The sequence below is a fragment of the Pedobacter sandarakinus genome, from assembly GCF_026240095.1.
GTDB lineage: Bacteria > Bacteroidota > Bacteroidia > Sphingobacteriales > Sphingobacteriaceae > Pedobacter > Pedobacter sandarakinus.
Window position 1 is genome coordinate 215,913 of sequence record NZ_JAPIVG010000004.1, and the last position, 25,006, is coordinate 240,918.

The 25,006-nt window shown below is 38.5% G+C and carries 24 protein-coding genes; 12 read left to right on the forward strand and 12 right to left on the reverse strand.

Going from position 1 to position 25,006, the window contains the following annotated elements; translation table 11 throughout:
- Positions 1–6: 6 nt before the first annotated feature.
- The 11 genes from OQ268_RS12320 to OQ268_RS12370 form a co-directional block, all read right to left on the reverse strand.
- A complete protein-coding gene (locus OQ268_RS12320; protein WP_265856443.1) occupies positions 7–1,167 on the reverse strand; it encodes a 1-deoxy-D-xylulose-5-phosphate reductoisomerase in 1,161 nt (386 codons plus the stop codon).
- A gap of 353 nt (positions 1,168–1,520) precedes the next feature.
- Positions 1,521–3,020: a GH3 auxin-responsive promoter family protein gene (locus tag OQ268_RS12325; protein ID WP_265856444.1), complete on the reverse strand. Its 1,500-nt coding sequence runs from the start codon at positions 3,018–3,020 to the stop codon at positions 1,521–1,523.
- A 114-nt stretch (positions 3,021–3,134) separates the two neighbouring features.
- Positions 3,135–3,962, reverse strand: a complete 828-nt coding sequence (locus tag OQ268_RS12330) for a hypothetical protein (RefSeq protein ID WP_265856445.1) — start codon at positions 3,960–3,962, stop codon at positions 3,135–3,137.
- A gap of 50 nt (positions 3,963–4,012) precedes the next feature.
- Complete coding sequence (locus OQ268_RS12335; protein ID WP_265856446.1) at positions 4,013–4,996, reverse strand: glycosyltransferase; 984 nt, start codon at positions 4,994–4,996, stop codon at positions 4,013–4,015.
- Positions 4,997–5,058: 62 nt separating this feature from the next.
- Positions 5,059–6,009: a glycosyltransferase family 2 protein gene (locus OQ268_RS12340; protein ID WP_265856447.1), complete on the reverse strand. Its 951-nt coding sequence runs from the start codon at positions 6,007–6,009 to the stop codon at positions 5,059–5,061.
- A gap of 129 nt (positions 6,010–6,138) precedes the next feature.
- The gene (locus tag OQ268_RS12345; RefSeq protein ID WP_265856448.1) at positions 6,139–6,741 is read right to left on the reverse strand and encodes a DUF4199 domain-containing protein; all 603 of its coding nucleotides are present in this window, start codon (positions 6,739–6,741) and stop codon (positions 6,139–6,141) included.
- Between the two features lie 10 nt (positions 6,742–6,751).
- The gene (locus tag OQ268_RS12350) at positions 6,752–7,420 is read right to left on the reverse strand and encodes a hypothetical protein (RefSeq protein WP_265856449.1); all 669 of its coding nucleotides are present in this window, start codon (positions 7,418–7,420) and stop codon (positions 6,752–6,754) included.
- Positions 7,421–7,512: 92 nt separating this feature from the next.
- Positions 7,513–8,769, reverse strand: coding sequence for a dihydroorotase (locus tag OQ268_RS12355; protein WP_265856450.1), 1,257 nt, complete (start codon positions 8,767–8,769; stop codon positions 7,513–7,515).
- Positions 8,766–10,805: a BatA domain-containing protein gene (locus tag OQ268_RS12360; protein ID WP_265856451.1), complete on the reverse strand. Its 2,040-nt coding sequence runs from the start codon at positions 10,803–10,805 to the stop codon at positions 8,766–8,768. Before OQ268_RS12360 ends, OQ268_RS12355 begins: the two co-directional genes overlap by 4 nt.
- Before the next feature lie 59 nt (positions 10,806–10,864).
- Positions 10,865–11,182, reverse strand: coding sequence for a hypothetical protein (locus tag OQ268_RS12365; RefSeq protein ID WP_265856452.1), 318 nt, complete (start codon positions 11,180–11,182; stop codon positions 10,865–10,867).
- Between the two features lie 105 nt (positions 11,183–11,287).
- Complete coding sequence (locus OQ268_RS12370; RefSeq protein ID WP_407674005.1) at positions 11,288–12,853, reverse strand: L,D-transpeptidase family protein; 1,566 nt, start codon at positions 12,851–12,853, stop codon at positions 11,288–11,290.
- A gap of 273 nt (positions 12,854–13,126) precedes the next feature.
- Here OQ268_RS12370 and hisG point away from each other — a divergent pair, with 273 nt between their 5' ends.
- The 10 genes from hisG to OQ268_RS12420 all read left to right on the forward strand — a co-directional run bounded on the left by hisG (position 13,127) and on the right by OQ268_RS12420 (position 22,337).
- Complete coding sequence (gene hisG, locus OQ268_RS12375) at positions 13,127–13,978, forward strand: ATP phosphoribosyltransferase (RefSeq protein ID WP_265856454.1); 852 nt, start codon at positions 13,127–13,129, stop codon at positions 13,976–13,978.
- 60 nt (positions 13,979–14,038) lie between these two features.
- Positions 14,039–15,334 (forward strand): histidinol dehydrogenase, encoded by a 1,296-nt coding sequence (hisD, locus tag OQ268_RS12380; RefSeq protein ID WP_265856455.1) that lies wholly within the window; start codon positions 14,039–14,041, stop codon positions 15,332–15,334.
- 64 nt (positions 15,335–15,398) lie between these two features.
- Positions 15,399–16,439, forward strand: coding sequence for a histidinol-phosphate transaminase (gene hisC / locus OQ268_RS12385; RefSeq protein ID WP_265856456.1), 1,041 nt, complete (start codon positions 15,399–15,401; stop codon positions 16,437–16,439).
- A 1-nt stretch (position 16,440) separates the two neighbouring features.
- Positions 16,441–17,574: a bifunctional histidinol-phosphatase/imidazoleglycerol-phosphate dehydratase HisB gene (gene hisB / locus OQ268_RS12390; protein WP_265856457.1), complete on the forward strand. Its 1,134-nt coding sequence runs from the start codon at positions 16,441–16,443 to the stop codon at positions 17,572–17,574.
- A gap of 333 nt (positions 17,575–17,907) precedes the next feature.
- Positions 17,908–18,501, forward strand: a complete 594-nt coding sequence (hisH, locus tag OQ268_RS12395) for an imidazole glycerol phosphate synthase subunit HisH (protein WP_265856458.1) — start codon at positions 17,908–17,910, stop codon at positions 18,499–18,501.
- 1 nt (position 18,502) lies between these two features.
- Positions 18,503–19,252: a 1-(5-phosphoribosyl)-5-[(5-phosphoribosylamino)methylideneamino]imidazole-4-carboxamide isomerase gene (hisA, locus tag OQ268_RS12400; RefSeq protein WP_265856459.1), complete on the forward strand. Its 750-nt coding sequence runs from the start codon at positions 18,503–18,505 to the stop codon at positions 19,250–19,252.
- A gap of 302 nt (positions 19,253–19,554) precedes the next feature.
- Complete coding sequence (gene hisF, locus OQ268_RS12405; protein ID WP_265856460.1) at positions 19,555–20,310, forward strand: imidazole glycerol phosphate synthase subunit HisF; 756 nt, start codon at positions 19,555–19,557, stop codon at positions 20,308–20,310.
- Positions 20,311–20,370: 60 nt separating this feature from the next.
- Positions 20,371–20,973: a bifunctional phosphoribosyl-AMP cyclohydrolase/phosphoribosyl-ATP diphosphatase HisIE gene (gene hisIE, locus OQ268_RS12410; RefSeq protein WP_265856461.1), complete on the forward strand. Its 603-nt coding sequence runs from the start codon at positions 20,371–20,373 to the stop codon at positions 20,971–20,973.
- Between the two features lie 77 nt (positions 20,974–21,050).
- Positions 21,051–21,425, forward strand: coding sequence for a hypothetical protein (locus OQ268_RS12415; RefSeq protein WP_265856462.1), 375 nt, complete (start codon positions 21,051–21,053; stop codon positions 21,423–21,425).
- Between the two features lie 12 nt (positions 21,426–21,437).
- Positions 21,438–22,337, forward strand: coding sequence for a WD40 repeat domain-containing protein (locus tag OQ268_RS12420; protein WP_265856463.1), 900 nt, complete (start codon positions 21,438–21,440; stop codon positions 22,335–22,337).
- Between the two features lie 16 nt (positions 22,338–22,353).
- On the opposite strand, the gene OQ268_RS12425 is transcribed toward OQ268_RS12420, so the two are convergent.
- Positions 22,354–23,139, reverse strand: coding sequence for a C40 family peptidase (locus OQ268_RS12425; protein WP_265856464.1), 786 nt, complete (start codon positions 23,137–23,139; stop codon positions 22,354–22,356).
- A gap of 110 nt (positions 23,140–23,249) precedes the next feature.
- Here OQ268_RS12425 and OQ268_RS12430 point away from each other — a divergent pair, with 110 nt between their 5' ends.
- Together OQ268_RS12430 and OQ268_RS12435 are read left to right on the forward strand one after the other, a co-directional pair.
- Entirely contained in the window at positions 23,250–23,699 is a 450-nt protein-coding gene (locus tag OQ268_RS12430) for a universal stress protein (protein WP_265856465.1), read from the forward strand.
- A complete protein-coding gene (locus tag OQ268_RS12435; protein ID WP_265856466.1) occupies positions 23,692–24,969 on the forward strand; it encodes a serine hydrolase domain-containing protein in 1,278 nt (425 codons plus the stop codon). Before OQ268_RS12430 ends, OQ268_RS12435 begins: the two co-directional genes overlap by 8 nt.
- Positions 24,970–25,006 lie beyond the last annotated feature (37 nt).

Below are 25,006 nucleotides of genomic sequence, written 5' to 3' on the forward strand. Positions count from 1 at the left end.
TAGATGTTAAACTATATTTTTTGTTACTAATTCGCCGGCTAAGATACGGCTATGTTTATCAGTTTCTAAATAATCGGCCAATTGTGGTTTTTCTATGAAGCTAATTTCCTCCATGCATCGCTCAATAACATCGCTCATTTGCAAGAAACCTATTTTATCATGTAAAAATGCTTCCACCACAATTTCATTCGCCGCATTTAAAATACAAGGCATATTACCGCCCTTTCTTAACGATTTAAAGGCTAAACTCAAATTCCTGAATGTGTCTATGTCTGCCTTTTGAAAGCTAAAATTTGGATAATCTAAGAAATTAAAACGCTTAAAATTGTTTTTTAGCCTATCGGGATAATTTAAAGCATACTGAATCGGAAGTTTCATATCTGGCACCCCCATTTGCGCTTTCATAGAGCCATCGGTAAACTGCGCAATAGAGTGGATAATAGACTGCGGGTGTACAATGACATCCACCTGATCTACATCCAGGTTAAAAAGCCACTTCGCCTCTATCACCTCTAAACCCTTGTTCATTAAGGATGCCGAATCTATGGTAATTTTGGCACCCATTACCCAATTAGGGTGCTTCAGGGCCTGTTCTTTAGTCACCGATGATAGAAACTCTTTTGTCTTTCCTAAAAAGGGACCTCCAGATGCAGTGAGGTAAATTTTCTCAATTTCATTTTGCTCCTCTCCTACCAAACACTGGAAAATAGCCGAATGCTCCGAATCAACAGGAAGAATTTTCACCTGGTGTTCCGCAGCCAAAGTGGTAATATACTCGCCAGCCACCACCAAGGTTTCTTTATTGGCTAGCGCAATGTTCTTGCCTGCTTTAATAGCAGCAATAGTAGGCCTTAAACCCACCGAACCCATTAAAGCCGTTAATACGATATCACTCGCGGGGTAAGCAGCCACCTCGGTTAATGCTTCCTCTCCAGCCAAAACATTAATACTCAAAGATGATAATGCATCCTTAACATACAGATACCTGGTCTCATCACAAATTACAACCAGCTCAGGTTTAAATTCCTTTGCCTGTTGAATCAGTAATTCAGCATTTCTTAATGCAGATAATACAGAAACCTTAAATATGCCAGGGTTATCCCGAACCACTTCGAGCGCCTGCGTACCAATGCTACCTGTTGAACCTAATATGGTTATGTTTTTCAATTCTTATTTTTTCAATTTTCCTCAATGGAAATAAATTTCAATACCTGGGTTTCTATATTTAGAAAAGCAATTTGCTGCTCATCGGTTTCGAAAGCCCCGCTGTACGTTTCAATCTTTTTTAACTTCCTGTCATACTTTCCCTAAATTGGAAGAAGGTGTACTTCAGCATCACAGCTTATTCAGGGTCGCTACAATAAAAAAGTATTTTCACTCCCATCGGGTTTATTCAGCAATGTAAGTGATAAATACCCACTCTCCCACATCTACTGTCTATTTTTATCTTAAAACTACACTTTGCTAGAACAAAACATCATCAGATCATCACGCTATGCCTTCACACAACAATTTGATGATCAGACAATATACCTTTCTAATTCATCCGCCAATTTTCGATCATTACTTAATCTCGGCACTTTATTCTGTCCACCTAGTTTGCCCACACGCTTCATGTAGTTTACAAAAGCATCTTTCTGTAAAGTGCGAACAATTAACGGCTGCAAAATACTTCCCTCAATGAGGTCAAAATAATAAATATTTTTCTTTTGCAAAGCTTCATCTACCTTTTTACTAAATGCCATTACATCTTGTGGAGGTTTAGAAAACTCAATAAACCACTCGTGATAAGGCAATTCTCCTGCCTTAGGGTTTACCTGTGGGGCAACAGTAAATTCCGTAATCTCAACCTTTTCCTCATTGGCTACCGTTAAAAGCGCATGCTCTACTTCCTCTCCTATAACATGCTCGCCGAAGGCAGAAATAAAATGTTTAATACGGCCGGTAACCACAATTTTGTAGGGGTTTTTAGATACAAACTTCACGGTATCGCCAATGCTATATCCCCAGAGGCCGGCATTAGTGTTTAAAATTAGAGCGTAATTGGTGTTTAGATCAATTTCGCCTAATGATAATCTTGTCGGCTGATCGTTGTAATATTCATCAGCCGGAATGAATTCATAAAAAATACCCGCATTTGCTAACAGTAGTAAGCCCTTATCGCCTTGCTGATCTTGGTAGGCAATAAAACCTTCGGATGCAGGATAAGTCTCTATTGAATCTATCCGCCTGCCTATACTTTGTTCTATCTTCGCCCGATATGGCTCAAAATTTACGCCGCCATAAATGAACAGACTAAAATTCTTAAATAAATCTGCAATCTTTTTACCGCCAGCCTTAGCGCTAAGTTTATCGAAATACATTTGCACCCAGGGAGGAATTCCCGAAATAAGCGTCATGTCCTCGCTGATGGTTTCTTCCACTATCGCATCTACTTTCTGTTCCCAATCTTCTATGATATTGGTTTGATAGGAAGGAAGCCTGTTTTTCTGTAGATAGGCAGGAACGTGGTGGGCCACAATGCCCGACAAGCGACCTACGTTGATACCATTTTTTACGGTAAGTACGGGACTTCCTTGTAGAAAAATCATTTTGCCGTTAACAAAATCTGCCTTACCTGTTTCGTTAATATAAGTTAAGATCGCGTTTCGAGCTGCCTTAATGTGCTCAGGCATCGATTCTTTAGTAAGTGGAATGTATTTTACGCCAGATGTTGTACCAGAAGTTTTGGCAAAGTACAAGGGTTTGCCCGTCCAAAGCACATCAGACTCCCCCGCCACTACCCGATCAACGTAAGGCTTTAATCCCTCATAGTCCTGAATAGGAACATGTTTTTTGAAATCAGTATAATCTTTTATATGAGAAAAATCGTGGTCTTTACCGAAAGCAGTAAGAGCTGCTGTGGCAACCAGTCTTTTTAAGATTTGTTGTTGGGCATTTACTGCGTTATACTTCCATTTATTAATCTGCCAGACCGCAAAAGCTGCAAATGGTTTACTTAATGCCGATTTTAATCCCATAATCCACAAACCTTAAACAGGTTTCTCCTTTCTAATATGAATATTTACTTTATAATTGTGTACCAGCATAGCCCTAAATGATTTTGGCCATCTCCTGTTTAGGAGTCTTTGGGCTTAAACAATATTATGCAAAATATCTGGGTGCTGCTCGCCTTTGTACTCTGATGCAATTTTACGATAGGCAACCGTTAAAGCCACGCTAGATAACGGAACAATAATAAATGAACTCAAAATGTTAACAATAAACGCAATAAAAGGCCAGTGCAATAAATTGAAGAGCAGGTAAATTAGATATCCACCTCCCAATACCAGTAGCAGCAACAGAATTTTTGTAAAGTTGCCTTTTGTAATTGCCAGGCTAAGTTTAATCGACTCGAAAGGCGCCGCATTCTTATCAATAATAAAAAAGGGGAAAAAAGAAATTCGTAGCCAGGTGATAAATAATGCCAAAATAGCAACGCCTACTGCAACTTGTGTAATGATTACTCCAGTCGCTTTGAAGCTTGCTACCCATCCAATTTGCACCAAATAGCGTAAAACAGGATCTAAAATATAAAGCACCGGAAATAATATTAAACCAATGAATAATATACAACCGATAAAGTAAAGTGTCGCAATTAAAAATCTGATAATTTGCTGCCTGGTGGGTAAGGTATCTACAATTTTAACGTCGTGCTCTTCATCATCCATTAAATGAAAAATATATTTAAAAAGCGATAGATTGATAGTAAAATATAAGAATACAAATACAATAGCCATTACCACACTTAAAATTTTGCTTACATCTTTAATAAAAAAAGCCATCAGGCTAGATGCGCTAGCGGTAATAAACATTAGAAAGCATAACGTAGCGATAGAAAAGTAATGTTTTCTGGTGATTCCCCATGCCCTTTGAATCACATCATTAACTGCAAAAGTACTTTCTTTTAGATAGTTGATCATTATTGTTTTTAATTTTCTGGACGTTGGTTTTCTAGTAGTGTTTCAAACTTTTAACTTTTCACTTTCTCCTTCCAACTAAAAACCACCCGCTTAAATAAATCTTGTATAAACCCTAAGCCGTACGCTGTTAGTTGGATGAATGAAGAAATAATGCTCAAAAATGCAACTTTTACAGCTTTATTTACAGCCCAGGAATGAAAAAATATTAACAAAAAGTAGATTAGCAATAAGAAGTTACAAACATATGCAAGCGGTAGATAGAACAAGTTGCACAGTATACTAAAGCACAGAAACATTGTAAAAGCTGACGGAAAAAAATGTACCAATTTTAATTCTTTTGGAAAATGTTTGTAAATATTGATTCTGGCTCTTCCAAAGAAGTGCAGCTGTTTATAGAACTGGCTAAAACTTGTTCGGCGCTTATGAAAAACTTTTGCCTCTGGAATGAGGCCAATTTTAAAACCGTTTTCGTGGATGCGAATGCTATATTCAATATCCTCGCCCAATCTAGTTAAGATGAATCCACCAACTTTTTCCCATACCTGTCGGGATAGACCCATGTTAAAACTGCGTGGGTGAAATTGTCCCATATGTTTTTTATTACCACGAATACCACCTGTGGTAAAAGGTGAAGTCATGGCATAACTTATGGCTTTTTGTACTGGCGTAAAACTCTCATGGGCCGCATCGGGGCCGCCAAAGGCGTCTAGATCGTGTTCGTACAAATAATTTTTTACAATTTCCAGGTAATCGGGAGGCACTAGAATATCGGAATCGAAAATAATGAAGTAATCTCCATTAGCTCGCTCAAAGGCATAATTGCGGGCAAAGCCCTGACCAGCATTTTCCTTTACATAGTATTTGATATCCAGTTTATCGGCGTAAGTGTTTACAATGGCTTCTGCATCGAGCTTAGACCCATCTTCAATAACCAAAACCTCAAACTGCAAATAAGTTTGCTTGGTTAGGGTGTACAAAAGCTCGTCAATTTCTTGCGGACGATTATAAAGGGGAATAATGATGGAAAAAAACATTGCTAAAGCTTGAGGGTTGAGGACAGAAGCTGGAAGGTTGGCCGGATATACCTTTCAACCTCCTACTTTAATTCCTTTTCTATTAGATATTGATTTCGTTCTGGTGCGTTACGCGACAGGAGCTCCGCAATAAAACCCGCCAGAAACATTTGTGAACCTACAACTATGGCTACAAGAGATAGATAGAATAACGGCTGTTGGGTTACATCTCGGTAGGGTAATCCCTTCCAAATGAGAATTTGCTTTTCAATTAACACATATACGGACATTACAATCCCAATAAAAAAACTGAGTACCCCTAGCGAACCGAAAAAATGCATTGGTCGCTTGCCGAATTTCCCGACAAAAAATATGGAGAGTAAATCTAAAAACCCATTGATGAATCTGCTAAAACCAAATTTGGTAGTGCCGTACTTGCGGGCACGGTGCTCCACCACTTGTTCTGCAATTTTGTTGAAACCTGCCCACTTGGCAATTACCGGAATATATCGGTGCATTTCGCCATACACTTCTATTGTCTTAACAACGTCGCTACGGTAAGCTTTTAAACCACAGTTGAAATCATTTAATTCAATCCCGCTCATTTTACGTGTGGCAGCGTTAAATAATTTTGTAGGTACAGTTTTGGTGATCGGATCGTAACGTTTCTTTTTCCAGCCAGAAATTAAATCAAGCTTTTCTTCCTTAATGCGGCGATACAATTCAGGTATCTCGTCTGGGCTATCCTGCAAATCGGCATCCATGGTAATTATGACATCGCCTTTTGTAGCCTCAAAACCGACATTTAAAGCCGCCGACTTGCCGTAGTTTCTTCTGAACTTAATGCCTTTTATAGCTTGGTTCTGTATCCTGAGTGCCTCTATCACTTCCCAAGAGCGATCTGTACTCCCATCATCAACCAAAATAATTTCATAGCTGAAATTATTTTCGAGCATAACTTTGTCAATCCAAGCCGTTAATTCGGGTAAAGATTCATCTTCATTAAACAAGGGTACTACAACTGATATATCCATTTTAAGTAGAAAGTAAAAAGTGGAAAGTAAAAAGAATACATCTTCAAACAAAAAACTTTTAAAATAAAACGTGCAAATTTCATCAAATTAAATGATAAAACCTGCACGTTGAAAATATTACTAGAATAATTAAACTGTAGTCGGAAATTCTTCGAACCTTAATGGTCTCTCTTTTTTGAAAATTGCTGCAAAAATTAGTGCAAACACAAAAATTATTGAAATACCGATAGTGATGTTCTTGAATAACGATCCTGCGGTTAATTCGTTCTGTTTGGCAAATTGCTCATCCATATTAGCACGCTGCTTATCTAATTCTTCCTGGTCTACATTTTTATCTTTCATAAAGGTAAGCGTTCGTTCCTTAATGTGATCTTGCATCTTCTCGGTTGCAGTAGTATCAATTACTTTTGTGTATAAGAGGTTAAGCCCGAAAGATACAAGCCAACCTACAAAAAACACAATAAAGATCGACTTTAATGCCTGCCTAAATGTCCAGTATCCACCAATATTTTTTCTTAAACTTCTAATTACAAAAACCGACAAAGTAACAGGCGCTAAAAACAAGAATATTGCAGGATAGATAATGACCAGTGACCAAAATGAATCTGCACCTTGCATTACAAAAAGTAAGGAAATACCCAAGATAAACATGGCGATGCCAAGTATTAATCCGCTTTTAAAAATTTCTTCGTAAACTTTAGGCTGAGCGTTGCCTTCATTAGATGTTATCATAATATTGAGTTTAGTTATTGATTGTTGTAATCAATGTGTAAGATGCAGCATCGAAGGCTTTGTTACTACTAAATTGGACTAATTCTTTCCCAGTTGTTGCACTTCCCTCCACATCTAAAAAAAACGCCATAAATGGCACAAAAAGTTCTTGCATTTCTTCACTTAAATTTAGAGTAGGAGCAGTTTTGCAAATTTCTTCGATGCTACTTTCTGCCAGTTGTTGGTTGCTAATCATTTCCTCGTATATCTCAAACTCATCTTGAAATTCATCATCCTCTACCAATAAAAATTCTTTCAAGAAATCGCCTAACTCTGGCTCAATATCTTCGTCTTTACACTCTTTGATGTACAGCAGCAAATTAAGCAACTCGGTACCACGCTCAATGGTTTCCTCTTCAATATTCGCCCATTCATCGCTTTCTAAATAGTCATCTTCTAGTTTCTGAACATCACTACTGAAGAAATTCACCATTAAAAGATCGAAAAATATTTCTCTCAGCTCTTCAAACTTCTGATGAGAATCGAAAACATCATCAAAAGCCTTTACCTTTTCTAGGAAATTGATGTCGAGCTCGAATGTAGCAATCAAAGCCGTATCAAAACCGTCAACATTTATCTTCGCAACTTCAGCATATTTATTGATTGATGCGCTTAGCGCCGTCTTTACTCTATTGTCCATAAGTTTAATATTAAGTATCTAGTATCAATTATTTAGTTTAAGAACAAAAATTTATTCCTATCCAATAAACTGGGTTCGTTCCATATAATCCTCTAGCTTTTTTTGTACTGACTATTATTATACACCAACGTCACTCTACCCGTTAATTCTGTATTTAAAAGTGGGTTATTTGCAGATTTTGAATAGTTACTTGCTTCATTATACATCCATTTCTGGTTAGGGTGATAAACCGTAAAATTTGCTTCTGCTCCTTCCTTAATTTCTGGAATAGATAAATTTAATAATTTACGTGGATTAATGGCTAGTTTTTCGGCAATTAAGCCAACGTCTAAACCAGCACGCAACAACAATGGAAGAACCGTTTGCAACGCAATGATACCATAATGTGCAATTTCAAATTCTACATTTTTGTATTCAATTTCTTCTGGTCGGTGTTGCGAAGTTATGGCATCGATGGTACCATCTTTCAAACCTGCAATAAGCGCCTTAACATCAGATTTACCGCGTAAAGGTGGCTTAACTTTATAATTGCTATCAAAATCGTTTAAAAGTTCTTCCGTAAAAACAAGGTGATGCGCAGTTACATCGCAGGATATTTTTACGCCATCTTTTTTTGCCTTGCGAATAAGGGCAACCGATCCGGCGGTTGAAACACTGCTAATATGGATTTTAGTTTCATTATAAGTAGCCAAAAAAATATCTCTGGCAATTTGCATTTCTTCTGCCAGTGCTGGCAAACCTTTCATCCCCAAAAGTACAGCGTTTTTACTCTCATTAATCTGAGATTTGCCTGCAATCGATTTGTTTTCCGGGTAAACCATCAATAAAGTGTCGATGCCTCTAGCATATTGGAGTGCCCTGCTCATAAAGCCGTCATCTTGTAAAGGTTTATCGCCATCAGAAAATGCAACGGCTCCTGCCCTTTGCATATCAAAAAGCTCTGCGAGTTCTTTGCCTTCCCTATTTTGGCTGATGGCTCCAACGGGCAAAACGTCAACCAAATTATTTTTGGCCCTGTTAACGATGTAGGCTACGTGAGATTTTGACTGCACCACAGGATTTGCCTGCGGCAACAACGCTAATCCGGTAAAGCCGCCTGCCATTGCTGTAGCAGTTAAGGTTTCAATATCTTCTTTGGTCTCAAAACCAGGATCACCACAAGCGCAGTTCAGATCGAAAAAACCTGGTGTCAAAAACGCACCTTCAGCATCAAAAACAGTCTCGTTCTCTCCTGCAGATAGTTTCCCTATGCTTTGAATTTTGCCATCTATTACCCTTACATCGCATTTTTGATGATTAAAACTACTTTGCGGATCGGCAATGGTTGCATTTTTAACTAAGAGATTCATATTGTTTTTCTAGGATGGTTAAAAAATTTGATAAGCAAAATTTCTGCTGCAATAAAAATCAGCGACAAAATTAGACAAAGTTTCCACAAAGTTTGTCCGATTCTATCGTTACCGGAAATTAATTTCACAGGGTCTTTCTCGGTATCAAAAACTTTAAAATTGGATTGATTTGCTAATTTGCCTAATGCTGGTTTGCTTAAATAATGCAAATCAGATTCAGATCTACCAGCATTGAAAGCGTAAACGGCTAAAATAGAATCGGCTTGACTAAGTTGATAAAAACCAGCCTGCTTAACTTGGTCCGAAATGTAAATGAACGTTTTTCCTCCAGCCTGTCTTATCTCAGGAATGGCATCAAACCCTGGCGCTTTTAATCTCAATGTCTGATTTTTTCCTACCGCTATTTTGCTACTATGTAAGGCGTTATCTACCCCCACATGGTAATAAAGCGCTGGATCGTAGCCTGTGTTTAGCGCCATGCGATACATAACAGGAACAAATACCGGGTGGCGTGGCAAATTGCCATCGCTATCGTTTAAGCCTATTGCGCACAAGTAAGCAGCGCCTTCGCCAATTCCAAATTTGGCTAAGAATAACTTCCTGCCTGGAAAGGTTAAAATAGATTCCTTATTGGCGGCATTATTCTCCGCGAAAGCAAAGAAACGTTTAGCAACCGGCAAATCGATATTCTTTGGAACTTCCTCGAAAACTGTTTTAAAGATGGGGTTTTGAAGATCGATTTGATCAACCCTTGTTTCATTTGTAACTAAGGATTGAATCGAGGGCAACGACAGGCTGCTTAAAAAAGCATTGTAGTTTACAATATCGGCATCCAAATCTGGGAAAATTACAACCGAACCGCCACTTTTAAGGTAAGTTGCAAGCTGCTGTGCCAACCCTGTTGATGGATTTTTAAGTCCGTTCAGGATAATCAACTTGTAGCCCGCAAAACCATTGTAGTTAATGCTGCTTTCAGGATTTTCAGTTAATTGGTAATAAGGATCTGCAGCAAAAAGTGCCTTAACATAATTTCCGCTGGCTGCGCCATTGATGCTTAAAACTGGCAAATTTTGATCAACCTTAAATGCAAACGACAGTGTGTCATCAAACGTGATTGGAAAGTCTTTTATGCTTACAATACCTTTTTGCCAGCCTGGTACCAAGCCAGAAAAGCTGAGCGTATCGTTAAAAGTTTTTCCTCCGCTTATGTTGGCACTGCTTAACGCTTTCTGCTGATTATTGATTGTTAACTTAATCGGGATATTGTTGGCCGGCTCAATAGAATAATTTCTTAACTGCACAACAAGCTTCTCGGAGCCACCTGGTTGATGGTTAGGAGATAAATTCCAAACACTATCTACCCCGATGTTAGGTAAGGTAGTGGCATTCAATTTTAATAGTGCATATTGGGTATCATTTTTGGTATCTAATTTTCTTGCGCTGGCCATGTTGTTTTGAAAATCGGAAATGATAAAGGAATATTTATTTGACGAACCACTGAGCAAAGTTCCTTGCCTATTGATAATTTGTTGCAATGTGCGGCTTGCAGCCGATATTTTTACCCCCTCCAGGGCCTTTATAAATGCTTCTTTGTTTAACAGCCGTTGATGTTTGCCTTCAAAATCATTAGTTAATAATTGAAATCGGTCATTTACCCCAAATCCCTTAACCACTTCCTGCGCCCTTTTCTTGGCCTCATCGAGCAAACTACCATCTTGGTTAATCGTTTCCATGCTATATGAATTGTCGATAAACACGCTGACAACATTATTTAAGGAAACATTTTTTTGTTCTGACAGTGGAATATATGGTTGCGCAAAAGCCAACACAAGAAAAATAATGGCAACAATTCTGGTCAGTAAAATCAGTAAATTCTTTAGCTTTTCCCTTGAAGAATGTTGCTGTTCTACTTCCTTCAGGAGCTGGACATTTGAGAAATAAATTTTCTTGAACCTACGAAAATTAAATAAATGAATAATAACCGGGATTGCAACCGATAATAGCGCGAAAAGAAAGCCCGGATAAAGGAAATTCATTAAAAACCAAAGTTAGAAAAAATATTCAAAAGGGGCGAATGTGAAGAATAAATTGCCACCTAATATTCGAAACCTGGAAATTCTATATTGACAATCTTCCAGCCCGCCTGGCTCAATGCGAAATAAAGTTTGAATGGTCCACTTACAATTTTTCCTTGCTTACGAATCATCGCCCTATATCCGGCAACCCCTTCAACAACGCCCATTCCTTTTCCTTCATCCAGTAATTCGAAATTTACATCGATAATATCATATCTGCCACCTACAAATTCATCAGCTTTTCCAAAAATTCCTTTTAACCTGGCTATGATAAGATTTTTATCTACAATCTTATTCCCAGGGAGCATAAAAAAGTCGTTTAACTCGCTTACAATCATTTTGGATTGCTTAAACCATGCATTGATAAATCTGACAGCACTATTAACAATATCAGCTTGATGGTTAAATCCTAAATTTTCCTGCATTGGGCAAAGCTACATGTTCTATCGAAATTTTTTCATTGCCGTCCAAAGTTTTTCGTCCATATCATAAACATCCGGACGGTATTGAATGCGATCATTTTCTGCCCATGCAGTAAAATAGGTAATAATTAGAGGAACGGGTTTCTTCGGACCAAACCAGGCAGGCTTAAGTTTGAAAGTTTTAGTTGTATCTGCTTTTGCGGCCAAACGTTTTTTATACCATTTACTACGGGTAGTATCTACAGGTGGCAAATCTACCTCTGCCCTAAGCTTATCGTAAGTATAATCATCGTTAACCAACTTTTCTGCAAGTTCGAGTGGCTTCTCTACGCGTACGCACCCATGACTGATGGCCCGGTTGGCTAAACCAAATCCACTTTTATTATTTGTATCGTGAAGGTAGATGCTGGAACTATTATCGAAAATAAACTTGAATTTCCCTAAAGCATTTCCCCCTCCAGAGCCTTGTTTAAATTTAAATGGTAACTTATCTCTTGTGTAACGATTCCAATTGATGGTATCAGGCTCGCCAATCAACTTGTCTTTGTAATAAACATTAATGTTGCTATTAGAAAGATAATAAGGGTCTTTCCGAGCCATCCAATAAATTTCACTTTGGGCAATACTTACCGGAATATTCCATATTGGATTAGCCTGTATGGCATTAATTTTACTCACTAAGAGCGGCGTTTCATGATTCTTAGGCTTATCATCTAAGTTACCAGATTTCACAAAAGTTTTAAGCTTCTCATCATAGCCGTTTTCCCGCTTTCCACCTACACAAACTTTCATGCTGATAATGGTGTCTTGGTCATCAAGCCAAGTAAGTCTAAAATCAGGAATATTAACTTGTACAAAGTTGTTTCCAGAAACTGGCATTTTCCACCTGAACCGTTCCATGTTCAAGGAAAGAATTCGCTTTTCCTGAGCGCCACTTGCTTTTAAAAATGCAGCCTGAAGCGCCTTATATTGGAGGGATTTTGGTTCAGCAGCCTTTAATGAATCTATAAGATTTTCGGTGGCAAGGCGACTAGCCATGCCTGCACTATCCGGGCGCTTAACTTTTATATAATATCTGGCGAAAATATTTCTAGGGTTCACCAGTCCGTAGCGCATAAAATTAGTGTAATTTAGATAAGCATTTGCGCTCAAAACCTCCAGTCTGGCAATAACAGGATATGCTTCAGCAACAGTTTTAAAGTGGTTAGCATTTAAGGTATCTAACAGCGATTGAATCTCTTCCGTATCGAATACAGCTGGATTAATGCCATGTCTTCTACTATTTTGCAGATAAGAGGTCAGCGAATCAAGCTGTCCGTCAATCAAAAATTTGCTTACAAATTCAGGTTCATTATTATTGCCAGCATAAAAGTTCTTTATCGTTTTAGGGTTGATAAAATGATTAGCGTGCTGGGCAAATATTTTGGTAAAAACGCTATCGTAAGCAAGCGTATCAAAGTCTTTATAAATTTTATTTTGGTAATGCTCTGCTAAAATTTTTCCAATTTCTGGGGGCGAATTAAACCAGTTACAGGCAGAAATGGTAATGATAAAGGGTATAAGGATGTATCGTAAGTTCTTCAACACGTAGGTATTTAACACAAAGATAAATTAATTGCAATTTTAAAACCCAATAAGGCAAATTAAGTGCCATTATTTTTTGATTTCCAGTTTCAAACACTATATTTGCCGACGCTAGTCAGCTAAAGGATTGATACTGGCAGAAATAAATTTATGAATTTAACTTTGAACCATCACTTACATTTACACCATCGCCGATAGGCGATATGATATGTTTGTTTTGTACTTCAAAACTTTTTTTCCGTAAAATTATTTTCTGTTCACTCTATATTCAATACTTTGAAAACACTCAAAATTGCTATCCAAAAATCGGGTAGGTTAAACGAAAAATCTGTAGAAATATTAAAGAACTGTGGTCTTTCTTTCGAGAATTATAAGAGCTCACTAATTTCAACTGTCCAAAATTTTCCTTTGGAAATTCTTTTTCTTCGAGATGATGATATCCCAGAATATGTACAAGATGGCATCGCCGACTTGGGGATTGTTGGGGAAAACGTTATCACTGAAACTAAGGCTGGGGTGGAATATCTACAGCGTTTAGGTTTCGGAAAATGCACCCTAAAAATAGCTGTGCAAACCGGAAGCGAAATTCAAAATCTGGAAGATTTAAACGGGAAGGCAATCGCCACTTCTTATCCTGTAATACTCGAAAAATTCTTGACTGAAAAAGGAATAAAATCAGAAATCAGAACCATCTCCGGTTCGGTAGAAATTGGACCTGGCTTGGGGTTAAGCGACGCCATTTTTGACATTGTTTCTACAGGCGGAACGTTGAAAAGTAATGGCCTGAAACCTTTCGCAGATGTGATGCAATCGGAAGCTGTTTTAATCGGAAATAAATCCATTTTAGATAACCCGGAAGTTGCAGAATTGTTGCAAAGAATTCGTTCGGTTTTAAGTGCCAAATCGAATAAATATGTCGTGCTAAATGTTTCGAAAGATAATTTACAAAAAGTAGTTGATTTACTACCCGGGGTTAAAAGTCCGACGGTGGTTCCGCTCTATGAACCCAACTGGGTTGCGGTACATTCTGTAATTGCCGAAGCCGATTTTTGGGATAAAATAAACAGTCTAAAAGCAGCTGGCGCTGAAGGCATTTTAGTAATGCCAATTGAGAAGATTATTACTTAAAATTCAGTCAAATTCATGAAAATATCAATTAACTAATAGTTAATTATAAAATATAAAGCATTGAAAGTCTATAATTACAAGGATTTATCTAAAGACAACGTAGAGGAAATCTGTTCCAGGCAAATCGGAGATGATAAATTGATCGAAGAGCGAGTTTTAGCGATCATAAAAGAGGTTAAAAAAGAAGGCGATTTGGCGCTTCTAAAATTTGCAAAAGAATTTGATAAGGTCGAATTAGGAAAGTTGTTTCTTGATGCTGCTGAAATTAAGCAGATTGCATCGACTATTCCAGCTGAAGCGAAGAAGGCTATAGAAACGGCGTATGCTAATATCCAAAAGTTCCACCAGTCACAACTTAAAAATGAAGACAAGGTTGAAACCATGCCTGGCGTAGTTTGCTGGAGAGAATCTAGAGGAATCGAAAAGGTAGGGCTTTATATTCCAGGCGGTACAGCGGTATTACCCAGTACATTCTTAATGTTAGCGACTCCCGCAGTTATTGCAGGATGCAAGGAAATTGTAGTTTGTTCGCCACCACAGGCAGACGGCAAAACGAACTGCTATTTGGCTTACTGTGCTTTACTGCTTGGGATCGAAAAGGTTTACCTTGTTGGTGGTGCCCAGGCAGTAGCTGCAATGGCGTACGGAACAGCAACAATTCCGCAAGTATACAAAATTTTCGGACCTGGAAACCGCTACGTTACCACAGCAAAAACAATGGTACAAAGTAAGGTTGCAATCGACATGCCGGCGGGACCATCAGAGGTTTTAGTGGTAGCAGATGAGACTGCCAATCCGTCATTTGTAGCTGCAGACTTACTAGCACAAGCAGAACATGGTATTGATAGTCAGTCTATTTTGGTTTCTACCTCAGCTGAAATAATAAATGAAATATTGAAACAAGTTGATAAACAGCTTGATGTACTACCTAGAAAGGCTATTGCAACTAAAGCAATAGACAATTCGTATGCTATTTTGGTTGACGACCTCGCGTCAGCAATGGATTTTTCAAACCAGTATGCACCAGAACACCTCATTTTGGCAACAGATAATTTTGAAATGCTTATCCCCTTGATAATCAATGCCGGGTCTGTATTTTTAGGAAATTTAACTCCGGAGAGCGTGGGAGATTATGCATCTGGAACAAATCATACCTTGCCCACAAGCGGCTTTGCTAAAGCTTATTCCGGTGTTTCAACTGATGCTTTTCTTAAAAAGATAACCTTTCAGTATTTAACTGACAATGGTTTAAAGAACATTGGTGCAACGGTAGAAACACTTGCGGCGGCCGAAAGTTTACAAGCCCACCGAAACGCTGTAACCCTAAGATTAAAGGATATAATAAAAAACGATTAAACTTTCACTTAGCAATAGGGTTTTGAAATACAAATCCTGGCGCTGGTTGAAATAAAGATATAATATGGACATTAACGATTTAGTAAGAGAAAATATTAAAAAACTGAAACCTTATTCTACGGCAAGAGATGAGTTTAAAGGGCAAGCTTCAGTTTTTCTAGATGCCAATGAAAACAGTTATGGTTCTCCCCTACCTGCAAACTATAATAGATATCCTGATCCATTGCAGCTTGATTTGAAAGATGCAATAAGTAAGATTAAGGGCGTACCTATCGAAAATACCTTCTTGGGAAATGGTAGCGATGAAGCAATAGATTTGCTATTTCGTGCTTTTTGTAACCCTGGAAAAGACAACGTTATTGTACTGCCGCCAACTTACGGTATGTATGAAGTTTCGGCCAATATCAATGACGTAGAAATCCGAAAAGTAAGCCTTTTGCCAAACTTCCAGTTAGACATGGAAAAGATTGCAGAAAGCATAGATGAACATACCAAATTAATCTTCATTTGCTCACCGAATAATCCAACCGGAAACTCTATCAATCGCGAAGATATCGAGACCATTTTAACCAACTTTAAAGGCATTGTTGTGGTTGATGAAGCGTACATTAATTATGCCCGCCAAAAGACCTTTATTCAAGAGCTAACTGAGTATGCAAACCTGGTTGTTTTGCAAACATTTTCTAAAGCCTGGGGACTTGCAGCTTTGCGTTTGGGCATGGCATTTTCTTCGCGAAAAGTTATCGATATTTTAAATAAAATTAAACCGCCATACAACATCAACCAGGCTACCCAGGATTTAGCTTTCGAAGCCCTTAAAAACATCGGGCAGGTGAACCAGTGGATCAAAGAATCTGTTGCAGAAAGAGACCGACTTTCTGTTGAATTAAATACGCTAAGTTTGGTTAAAAAAGTGTTTCCATCTGATGCTAATTTTATACTGGCTGAAGTGAGCGATGCAGAAGGGATTTACAACACTTTGGTAACCGAAGGAATCATTGTCCGCGATAGATCTAAGGTTACTTTGTGTGAGGGTTGTTTGAGAATTACTGTTGGCACCTTAGAAGAAAATGATAAATTGATAAGCATTTTGAAAAAATTATAAAATGAAGAAAGTACTATTTATAGATCGTGATGGGACGCTAAATATAGAACCCGATGATGAGCAGGTAGACAGTTTTGCAAAACTGAAATTTTATCCACGTTCACTTTATTATCTTTCGAAGATTGCTGCAGAAATGGACTATGAATTGGTAATGGTTACTAATCAGGACGGCTTGGGTACATTATCAAATCCTGAGGAGAACTTTTGGCCTATTCATCATTTCATGTTAGATACCTTAGCGGGCGAAGGCGTAAACTTTAGCGAAGTTGTAATTGATAGAACCTTCGCCAAAGACAATGCCCCTACCCGTAAGCCTGGTACTGCCCTACTTACAAAATATTTCGGTGAAGAATATGACCTAAAAAACTCATACGTGATTGGTGACAGGCTTAATGATGTGGTGTTGGCCAAAAACTTAGGCGCTAAAGCCATCTTCCTTCGTCAAAACGATGCATTGGGTTCCACAGAAGCTTTAGATAAACATGAAACCTTGTTGGATGTTATCATTCTTGAAACACAAAAGTGGGAAGACATCTACAATTTGCTTAAAGGTGGTAGCAGAAAAATTAGCCATGTTCGCAAAACAAACGAAACTGACATTACTGTTAATTTAGATCTGGATGGTACGGGCAAGGCGAAAATAGAAACAGGCTTAAACTTTTTCGACCACATGCTCGACCAAATTGCCAGGCATGGAAGTGTAGATTTGGAATTAATTGCCAAAGGCGATTTACATATAGATGAACACCATACAATTGAAGATACTGGAATTGCCCTAGGTGAGGCATTTGCAAAAGGTTTAGGCAATAAGTTAGGGATAGAAAGGTATGGATTTTGTTTGCCTATGGACGACTGCCTGGCGCAGGTTGCCATTGATTTTGGCGGCAGAAACTGGATTGTTTGGGATGCGGAATTTAAACGTGAAAAAGTTGGCGATATGCCTACCGAGATGTTCTACCATTTCTTTAAATCTTTCAGCGATGCTGCAAAATGCAATTTAAACATCAAAGCTGAAGGCGATAATGAACATCATAAAATTGAAGCGATCTTTAAAGCTTTTGCAAAAGCAATTAAAATGGCAATAAAACGAGATGCTGAAAAAATGGTTTTACCAAGCACCAAAGGAATGCTTTAAAAATAACAAAGGCGAAACCGCCGATGAATAACGAAAACTTTATTTTTTACCAAAGCTTGAAAACATTTTCCGTAAGCTAATTTTAAAGGACTTGCAACGGAAAATCGGTTTAATTTGCGGGTGATTGTGAAGATTTCATTTGAAATGGAGAACCTGGTTAAATAAACCCGATAGCAGTGGAAAGCTCCCGATTTTTCTTCGGGACTTGAAACGAATAGCGGGGCTGCAATGGCCATAAAAAACTGACATTCGTTTTCAGATGTTATAAATAAATTAATTAACCGGCGGGTGATGGACTTTTGTTCTGGAGCCTAATAAGAAACACCAAAAAAAATGATTGGAATAGTAAACTACGGAGCGGGCAATATCTTCTCCCTTACCGCAGCATTAGACCGTTTAATGGTTGGCTACGGTATGGTTAACACAGAAAACGACCTCGAAAAGTATAGTCATATCATTATTCCAGGTGTGGGCCATGCAGGCGCTGCCATGGAAAAATTAAAAAGTACCGGCCTGGTTGATGCAATTAAAAAGTTAACTAAACCAGTTCTTGGGATTTGTGTGGGCATGCAGCTCATTACGGCGCATTCTGAAGAAGGCGATGCCGATTTATTGAACGTTGTACCAGTGAAAACCAGAAAATTTGATAAGTTGTTGAACATCAAAATACCGCACATGGGTTGGAATGCTGTTGCACATGAAAACAACCCGTTATTTTTGGGTGTTGAAGATAATGCACAATTTTACTTTGTTCATTCGTACTTTATTGAATATAACCCTACTTTTGATATTGCGGCGGCTAGTTATGGATTAAAATTCTCTGCGGCAATACAAAAGGACAATTTTTACGGCGTACAGTTTCACCCAGAGAAATCTGGAAAGGCTGGCGAACAGATTTTAACGAATTTTTCAAACTTAAGCTTATAAGATGTACATAATTCCTGCTATTGATATTTTGGATGGAAAAGTGGTTCGCCTGCGTGAAGGGGATTACAACCAAAAAACCGAGTATGATGTTTCTATTGCAGAGATGATCGAAAAATACCGCTCGAACGGAACAGACTTTATCCATATTATCGATTTAAATGGAGCTAAAGGCGATTTTAGCAATCAAAAATCACTTTTCGAGATCATTAAAAAGACCGAAATGAAAGTGCAATATGGTGGTGGCATTCGTACAATTGAGCAGGTGACAAATCTGCTGGATGCGGGAATTCACAGGGTGATTGTAGGTACCCAAGCGATTACCAACCCAACGTTTTTGCAGCAACTGAGTGAGGCTTTTGCTAAAAAAGACAACTATGCCAACCGCATTGTAATTGCTATTGATGTTTTAGATGAGGTAATTAAATACTCAGGTTGGATGGAAAGTTCGCCGATTAAACTGATGGATTACGTTGATAAATGTTTGGCTTTAGGTTTCTTCCGTTTCTTGTGTACAGATATTAGTAAAGATGGAAAATTAGGCGGTGCTGCTATAGAGCTCTACAAAAAACTACTAGAGCACTCTCCAATGATAAAGTTAATTGCATCGGGTGGTGTAAGTTCGATGGATGACATTTACGAGTTAGCGAAATATCCAATAAGAAGCGTTGTTGTAGGCAAAGCAATCTACGAAGACAGAATTACCATTGAGCAAATTAAAGAGTGGAATTTGAAAGCCTTGAGTAGTATATAAGTAATGATCGCAAAAAAAATTTCGAGAATTGGATGGGCCTTACTACCAACCAGTTTTTGATGTTTCTGTGGGGCATGCACATGTTTACCTTTCAAGGAGATTATACGAAGATTATGGGTGCCACCGGATTATGGTGTTTCCTTCTTTGCATACCAGTTTTTATAATTGCAATAGTTTTGATCATTAGCGAATTAAGAAAAAAAATTAATACACTCGTTATTGCTAGGCACGAAGTAGTGTTACCAGGGTAGCTGGTTGCTTTGGTTTCGCACTGTGGCCCTTTATAACGAAAACCCAAACAAATGCTGAGTAAAAGAATAATCCCCTGTTTAGATGTTAAAGACGGTCGCACGGTAAAGGGCGTAAACTTTGTTGATTTACGCGATGCAGGCGACCCGGTAGAACTGGCAGCACAATATGCACAACAAGGCGCAGATGAGTTGGTTTTTTTAGATATTACCGCTACCCACGAGCGACGAAAAACGATGATTGAAATGGTGAAATCAGTTGCCAGGCAATTGAATATTCCCTTTACCATTGGTGGTGGCATTACTGAAATTGCCGATGCAGAAGCTTTGTTAAACGCCGGCGCAGATAAAATTAGCATCAATTCTGCTGCTGTTCGTAATCCAAAACTTATTGAAGAACTAGCCAAAGCATTTGGCGTTCAGTTTGTAGTTTTAGCGGTCGATACCAAATATGTGGATGGCAAAAACATGGTACACTTAAACGGAGGAAGGTTGATAACTGAATTGGAGACGGAGACTTGGATTAAGCAGGCTGAAGACTTAGGCGCAGGAGAAATTCTACTAACATCAATGGATCATGATGGTACCAAAGCAGGCTTCGATTGCGGTTTGCTTGGTAAAATCAATGAAATGATCAATATTCCAATTATCGCCTCTGGCGGTGCCGGAAGTATGGATCATTTTACTGAGGTGTTTCAAAAAGCGAATGTTGATGCCGCGCTGGCTGCATCGGTTTTTCATTATGGTGAAATCTTGATACCTGATTTGAAACAAGAGTTGAAAAGCAATAATATCCCTGTAAGGTTATAAATAAGGCTGAAGTTGGCAGTTCATCGCAAGGTGTTGACTTTTCCGAAATAAAGAAATAAAATGACAATTAATACCAGTTCCCTTGATTGGGAAAAAACGGGAGGCTTGCTTCCTGTAGTTATTCAAGACTATAAAACGCTAGAGGTTTTAATGCTGGGTTACATGAATGCTGAAGCGCTAGAAAAAACGCAGACTGAAGGCAAAGTAACTTTCTTTTCACGGTCGAAGAACCGCCTATGGACAAAAGGGGAAACCAGCAACAATTTTCTATATGTTAAAGAGCTTTTTGTAGATTGTGATAACGATACGATTTTACTTAAAGCAGATGCCGTAGGACCAACGTGCCATACGGGAAGTCGTAGTTGTTTCAAAACAGAATTTAATCAAAATTTTATTTTCGAGCTTGAAAACATTATTGCTGACCGTTATGAAAACCCCGTTGAGGGTTCATACATCAATAAGATGCGTGGTAAGGGCTTGAATAAAATTGCACAAAAAGTAGGCGAAGAAGGTGTTGAGACTGTTATTGCCGCATTGGCAGAAACCGAAGAAGAGTTAATCGGTGAAGCATCGGATTTGGTTTTTCATTTGTTGTTCTTATTAAAAGAAAAAGGCTTATCAATCGCAGATATCGCTAAGCATTTGGAGAAGAGGCACAAATAGAGATAAAGGGCTGGAAGGTTTAATTATGTTAACCATTCGCAAAGAAACTAAACTTCATAAAATCCAGATTATTAAAAATGCTTAAATACCTTAGTTATTTAAACCTTTTCTTAGGAATTATTTTCATTGCATTAGCAAAAAACAATGGCGATTACCTAGATTTGGCATTGCTTTTACCAACAGTGTTCTTCAATTGGCTTACGCTATTTCACTTGCTAAGAAATGACCAAAAATTTGAAAAATGGCACCTTTATGTAGGAATTCTCAGTACGTTTTTCGCTATAGCAACCATACTCATTATGCTTCAATCTTTGTTTACGTTTTTATCAAGAGAAGTGATGGGTAATTTCCCGACCTTTATAATCGCCACCAGGATAATATTTGGCATGCTCATCATCTACCAATTTGTAGTCGCATTTAAGGCAAGCAAAAAATTAGCTACCAAACTTTAAAGACCCCACCTTATGTTGCAACACCTACAAACACTTCCAGGCCACCAAAATCCGGTTTATGCATTAGCAAATGCTGATGAGGACGGCATTTTTTTTAGCGCCGGGAACGATAAAGGCGTTGTAGAATGGTCGCTACAGGCAATGGCTTTTGTGAAAGTAAAAATGCCTGTGCAAAGTTCGGTTTACTGCATTCATCATTACGATAGCCAACTCTTTATTGGCGAACGCAGTGGTGCTTTTAGTGTGTACGATCTAACATCGCAAACGGTTGTTGCCAGAATTAGTGCCCATAGCAAGCCAATCTTTAATATTAAAACGATTGAATCTAAGAATGAACTCTTAACAACAGGCGAAGATGGCACCGTTGCAGTTTGGTCGTTAACAGATTTTACTGAAATTTATCGCTTTCAGGCAGCTTACGATACCGTTCGGACAATTGCCGTATCACCTGATGAATGTGAAGTTGCCTTCGGATGTAAAGACCACCTGATAAAAATATACCACTTGGCTGATTATAGTCTTAAACAAAATTTAGAGGGACACACCCTACCTGTTACGGCTTTAGCCTACCACCCAACAGGGAAATACTTGATATCTGGCTGCAGAGATGCTCAATTAAAGGTCTGGAGTTTACCAGAATATGAGCTGATGCAAACGATACCTGCACACATGTTTACCGTTTATGACATCGTCTTCCACCCTAGTTTACCGTACTTTGCAACAGGTAGTCAAGATAAAAGTATTAAAATTTGGGATGCTGAAAACTTTAAACTTTACAAAATCCTAAGCTTGGAGAAAACGGGGATTGGGCATACCCATTCCATTAATAAACTGCTTTGGAGCCCAAACGGAAAGTATTTGATTTCTACGGGCGACGATAGGCAAGTAATGGTTTGGGAGATGGAAGAGTAATCTCTAACCCAATTGACTATTCCACAAATCGTTTTATAATCCTTAACTTGTGACTGTAAACACCAAGTTCGAGGTTAAAGATTCCCTGATCATCAATAGGATCGATCTTAACTTTAGCCGAAGCATGGATAATTTCATTCGGGCTAAGCATTATGCCAACGTGCGTAATCTTTCCTTCTGCATTATCAAAAAAAGCAACATCACCAGGCCGGCATTCTGCTAAGAAACCTACCAGTTCTCCCTGCTCTGCCTGTTGCGAAGCATCCCTATTTAGCTTAATACCTAAAAGTTTAAAAACTGTTTGCACAAATCCAGAGCAATCCATCCCGTATAAATGTCTTCCCCCCCATAAATATGGCACATTCTGGAAAAAATGGGCTGTAGATATAATATTTTTATCGAAAGCTATCTGACTGTTATTATGTGGCTCAAAATTTAATTTAAATTTTTCTGCCCCGGCAAAGCAAAAACCATCATTTGAAAATGGTAGGTTACTAGCCGGACTCAAATGATACAAGCTACCATCCGCAGCAGTTAGAACGTTATTAAAGCTTAACGGAGCCATTAAACTGCAGTTTTGTAATTGCACAAATTGATCTTTAGAAATTGCTGCCAGTTGTCTAAAATCCATCCAACCTTGGTATCCATCATAACCATTCTGGATAAGCCACCAGCGCTCTTCTTTCCCAACTACTTCAACATGATCGCCAAATAACAACTGTGAAACAATTTCTGCCTTGTCTGATGCTTCTGCCCTTAGGGGTGCAACTGCAACCCTGCAAATTCCATATTGATTTTCCATTTAATACTTGTGATAAAAGGTGCGGTAAAACTAATAAATTAATTTGTAGGCTAACATTTTGCAGCTTAAATTGTTATTTTTATAACAAACGAAACCAAAATCTTCTCTATATGAATTTCAAGAAAATATTAATTGCCGTTGATAACAGTACCTGTTCTGAGAAAGCTGCCAGAGCTGGATACGAGATGGCCGAAAAGTTTGGAGCAGAAGTAGCCTTGGTAAATATTATCGAACCTGCACCAGCTAATGTAAATCCAGATTTAACCCTGGCACCCGTGTTCTTAGAAACTTACGACAACAGCGAAGAAAACAGCCACATTTTGTTAAAGGAAATAGAAAACAAGTTCAGTGGTGGTATTAAAACTCAGTATTTGAGTGTGATTGATACGGCCGCACACGGTATTATCCAGCAATCTGATGAGTGGGGGTCTGACTTGATCGTGATCGGCACCTATGGTAGAACCGGTTTATATCATTTTTTAATGGGAAGCGTTGCGGAACACGTTGCCAGAAAATCTGCTTGTCCGGTACTTATCATTCCGAATAAAGCCGATGTTTAATGTTAGTACAACCATGCGGAAGAGTTGCCTGACAATGCTTTTTGCGTTCTTATTTGTTATTTCGAACGCTAATGGACAAGCGCAAGTTCAAAAACAATCCATTTCTAAAAGCCAGCTGGCGAAAATAGATATTCTCCTTAAACAGTATTTAGATAGTGGATGGATTAAAGGTGTAACTGCAAACATCGCTTTTGAAGGCAAAACAGTATACAACAAAGCGTTTGGTAACCAGATTGGCAAGCCATTTAGAACAGATGACATTTTAAGGATAGCTTCCCAAACTAAGGCCATCACCAGTGTAGCGATAATGATGCTATATGATCAAGGTAAACTGAAACTTGAAGACCCGATTAGTAAATATATCCCGGCATTTCAGTCGCCGAAGGTATTGCTAAAATTCAACGCTCTAGATACTACCTACACCACTACGCCCGCAAAGAGAGAAATCACCATAAAAGATTTACTTACCCATACATCGGGCTTAGGTTACGCACAAATTGGTTCGCCCGAAATGAATGCCATTTACGCCAAAGCGGGCATAGAGGCGGGTTTCGTAATCAACAAAAAACTTTTAGCAACAGAAATTGATAAGCTTGCAAAGCTCCCATTAGCAAACCAGCCAGGTCAAAAGTGGCAGTACAGTCTGAGTGTAGATGTTTTGGGTAGATTAGTTGAGGTAGTTTCGGGCCTAACACTCGACAAGTTTTTCAGCACGAAAATTTTCGCTCCTTTGGGTATGGACGATACCTATTTTGCCCTTCCAAAGGAGAAACAAAATCGGTTAGCATCAGTATATACCGAAGATCCTCGATCTGGAACAGTAAAACCGTGGAAAGATGGCGCATTTCCTGGGGCAACAATCAATTATCCTATTAACAACAATGGCTACTTTGCAGGTGGCGCAGGTTTGGTTTCCACCTCTAAAGATTACGGCACCTTCTTGCAAATGCTTTTAAATGGCGGGGAACTAAATGGTAAGAGGATATTATCGAAACAAAGTGTAGCGTTGATGACAGAAAACCAAATCGGGAAGATTCCTTTCGGCGGTAATTATTTTGGTTTAGGATTTGAGATCACATCGCCGCAGGGAAGTAAAAAACTCGGGCAAAGTGCTGGCTCTTACGGATGGGGTGGATTTTTCGGATCAACCTATTGGGTAGATCCAGAGAAAAAGATTGTGGCGCAAATTTACATCCAACAATGGCCGTTTAAACATGGTGAGCTTTCAGATCGATTCAAAAAACTTATTTACCAAGCTTTTGAAAAATAAATAATAAACACAAAAAATCCCGCCAGAAGCGGGATTT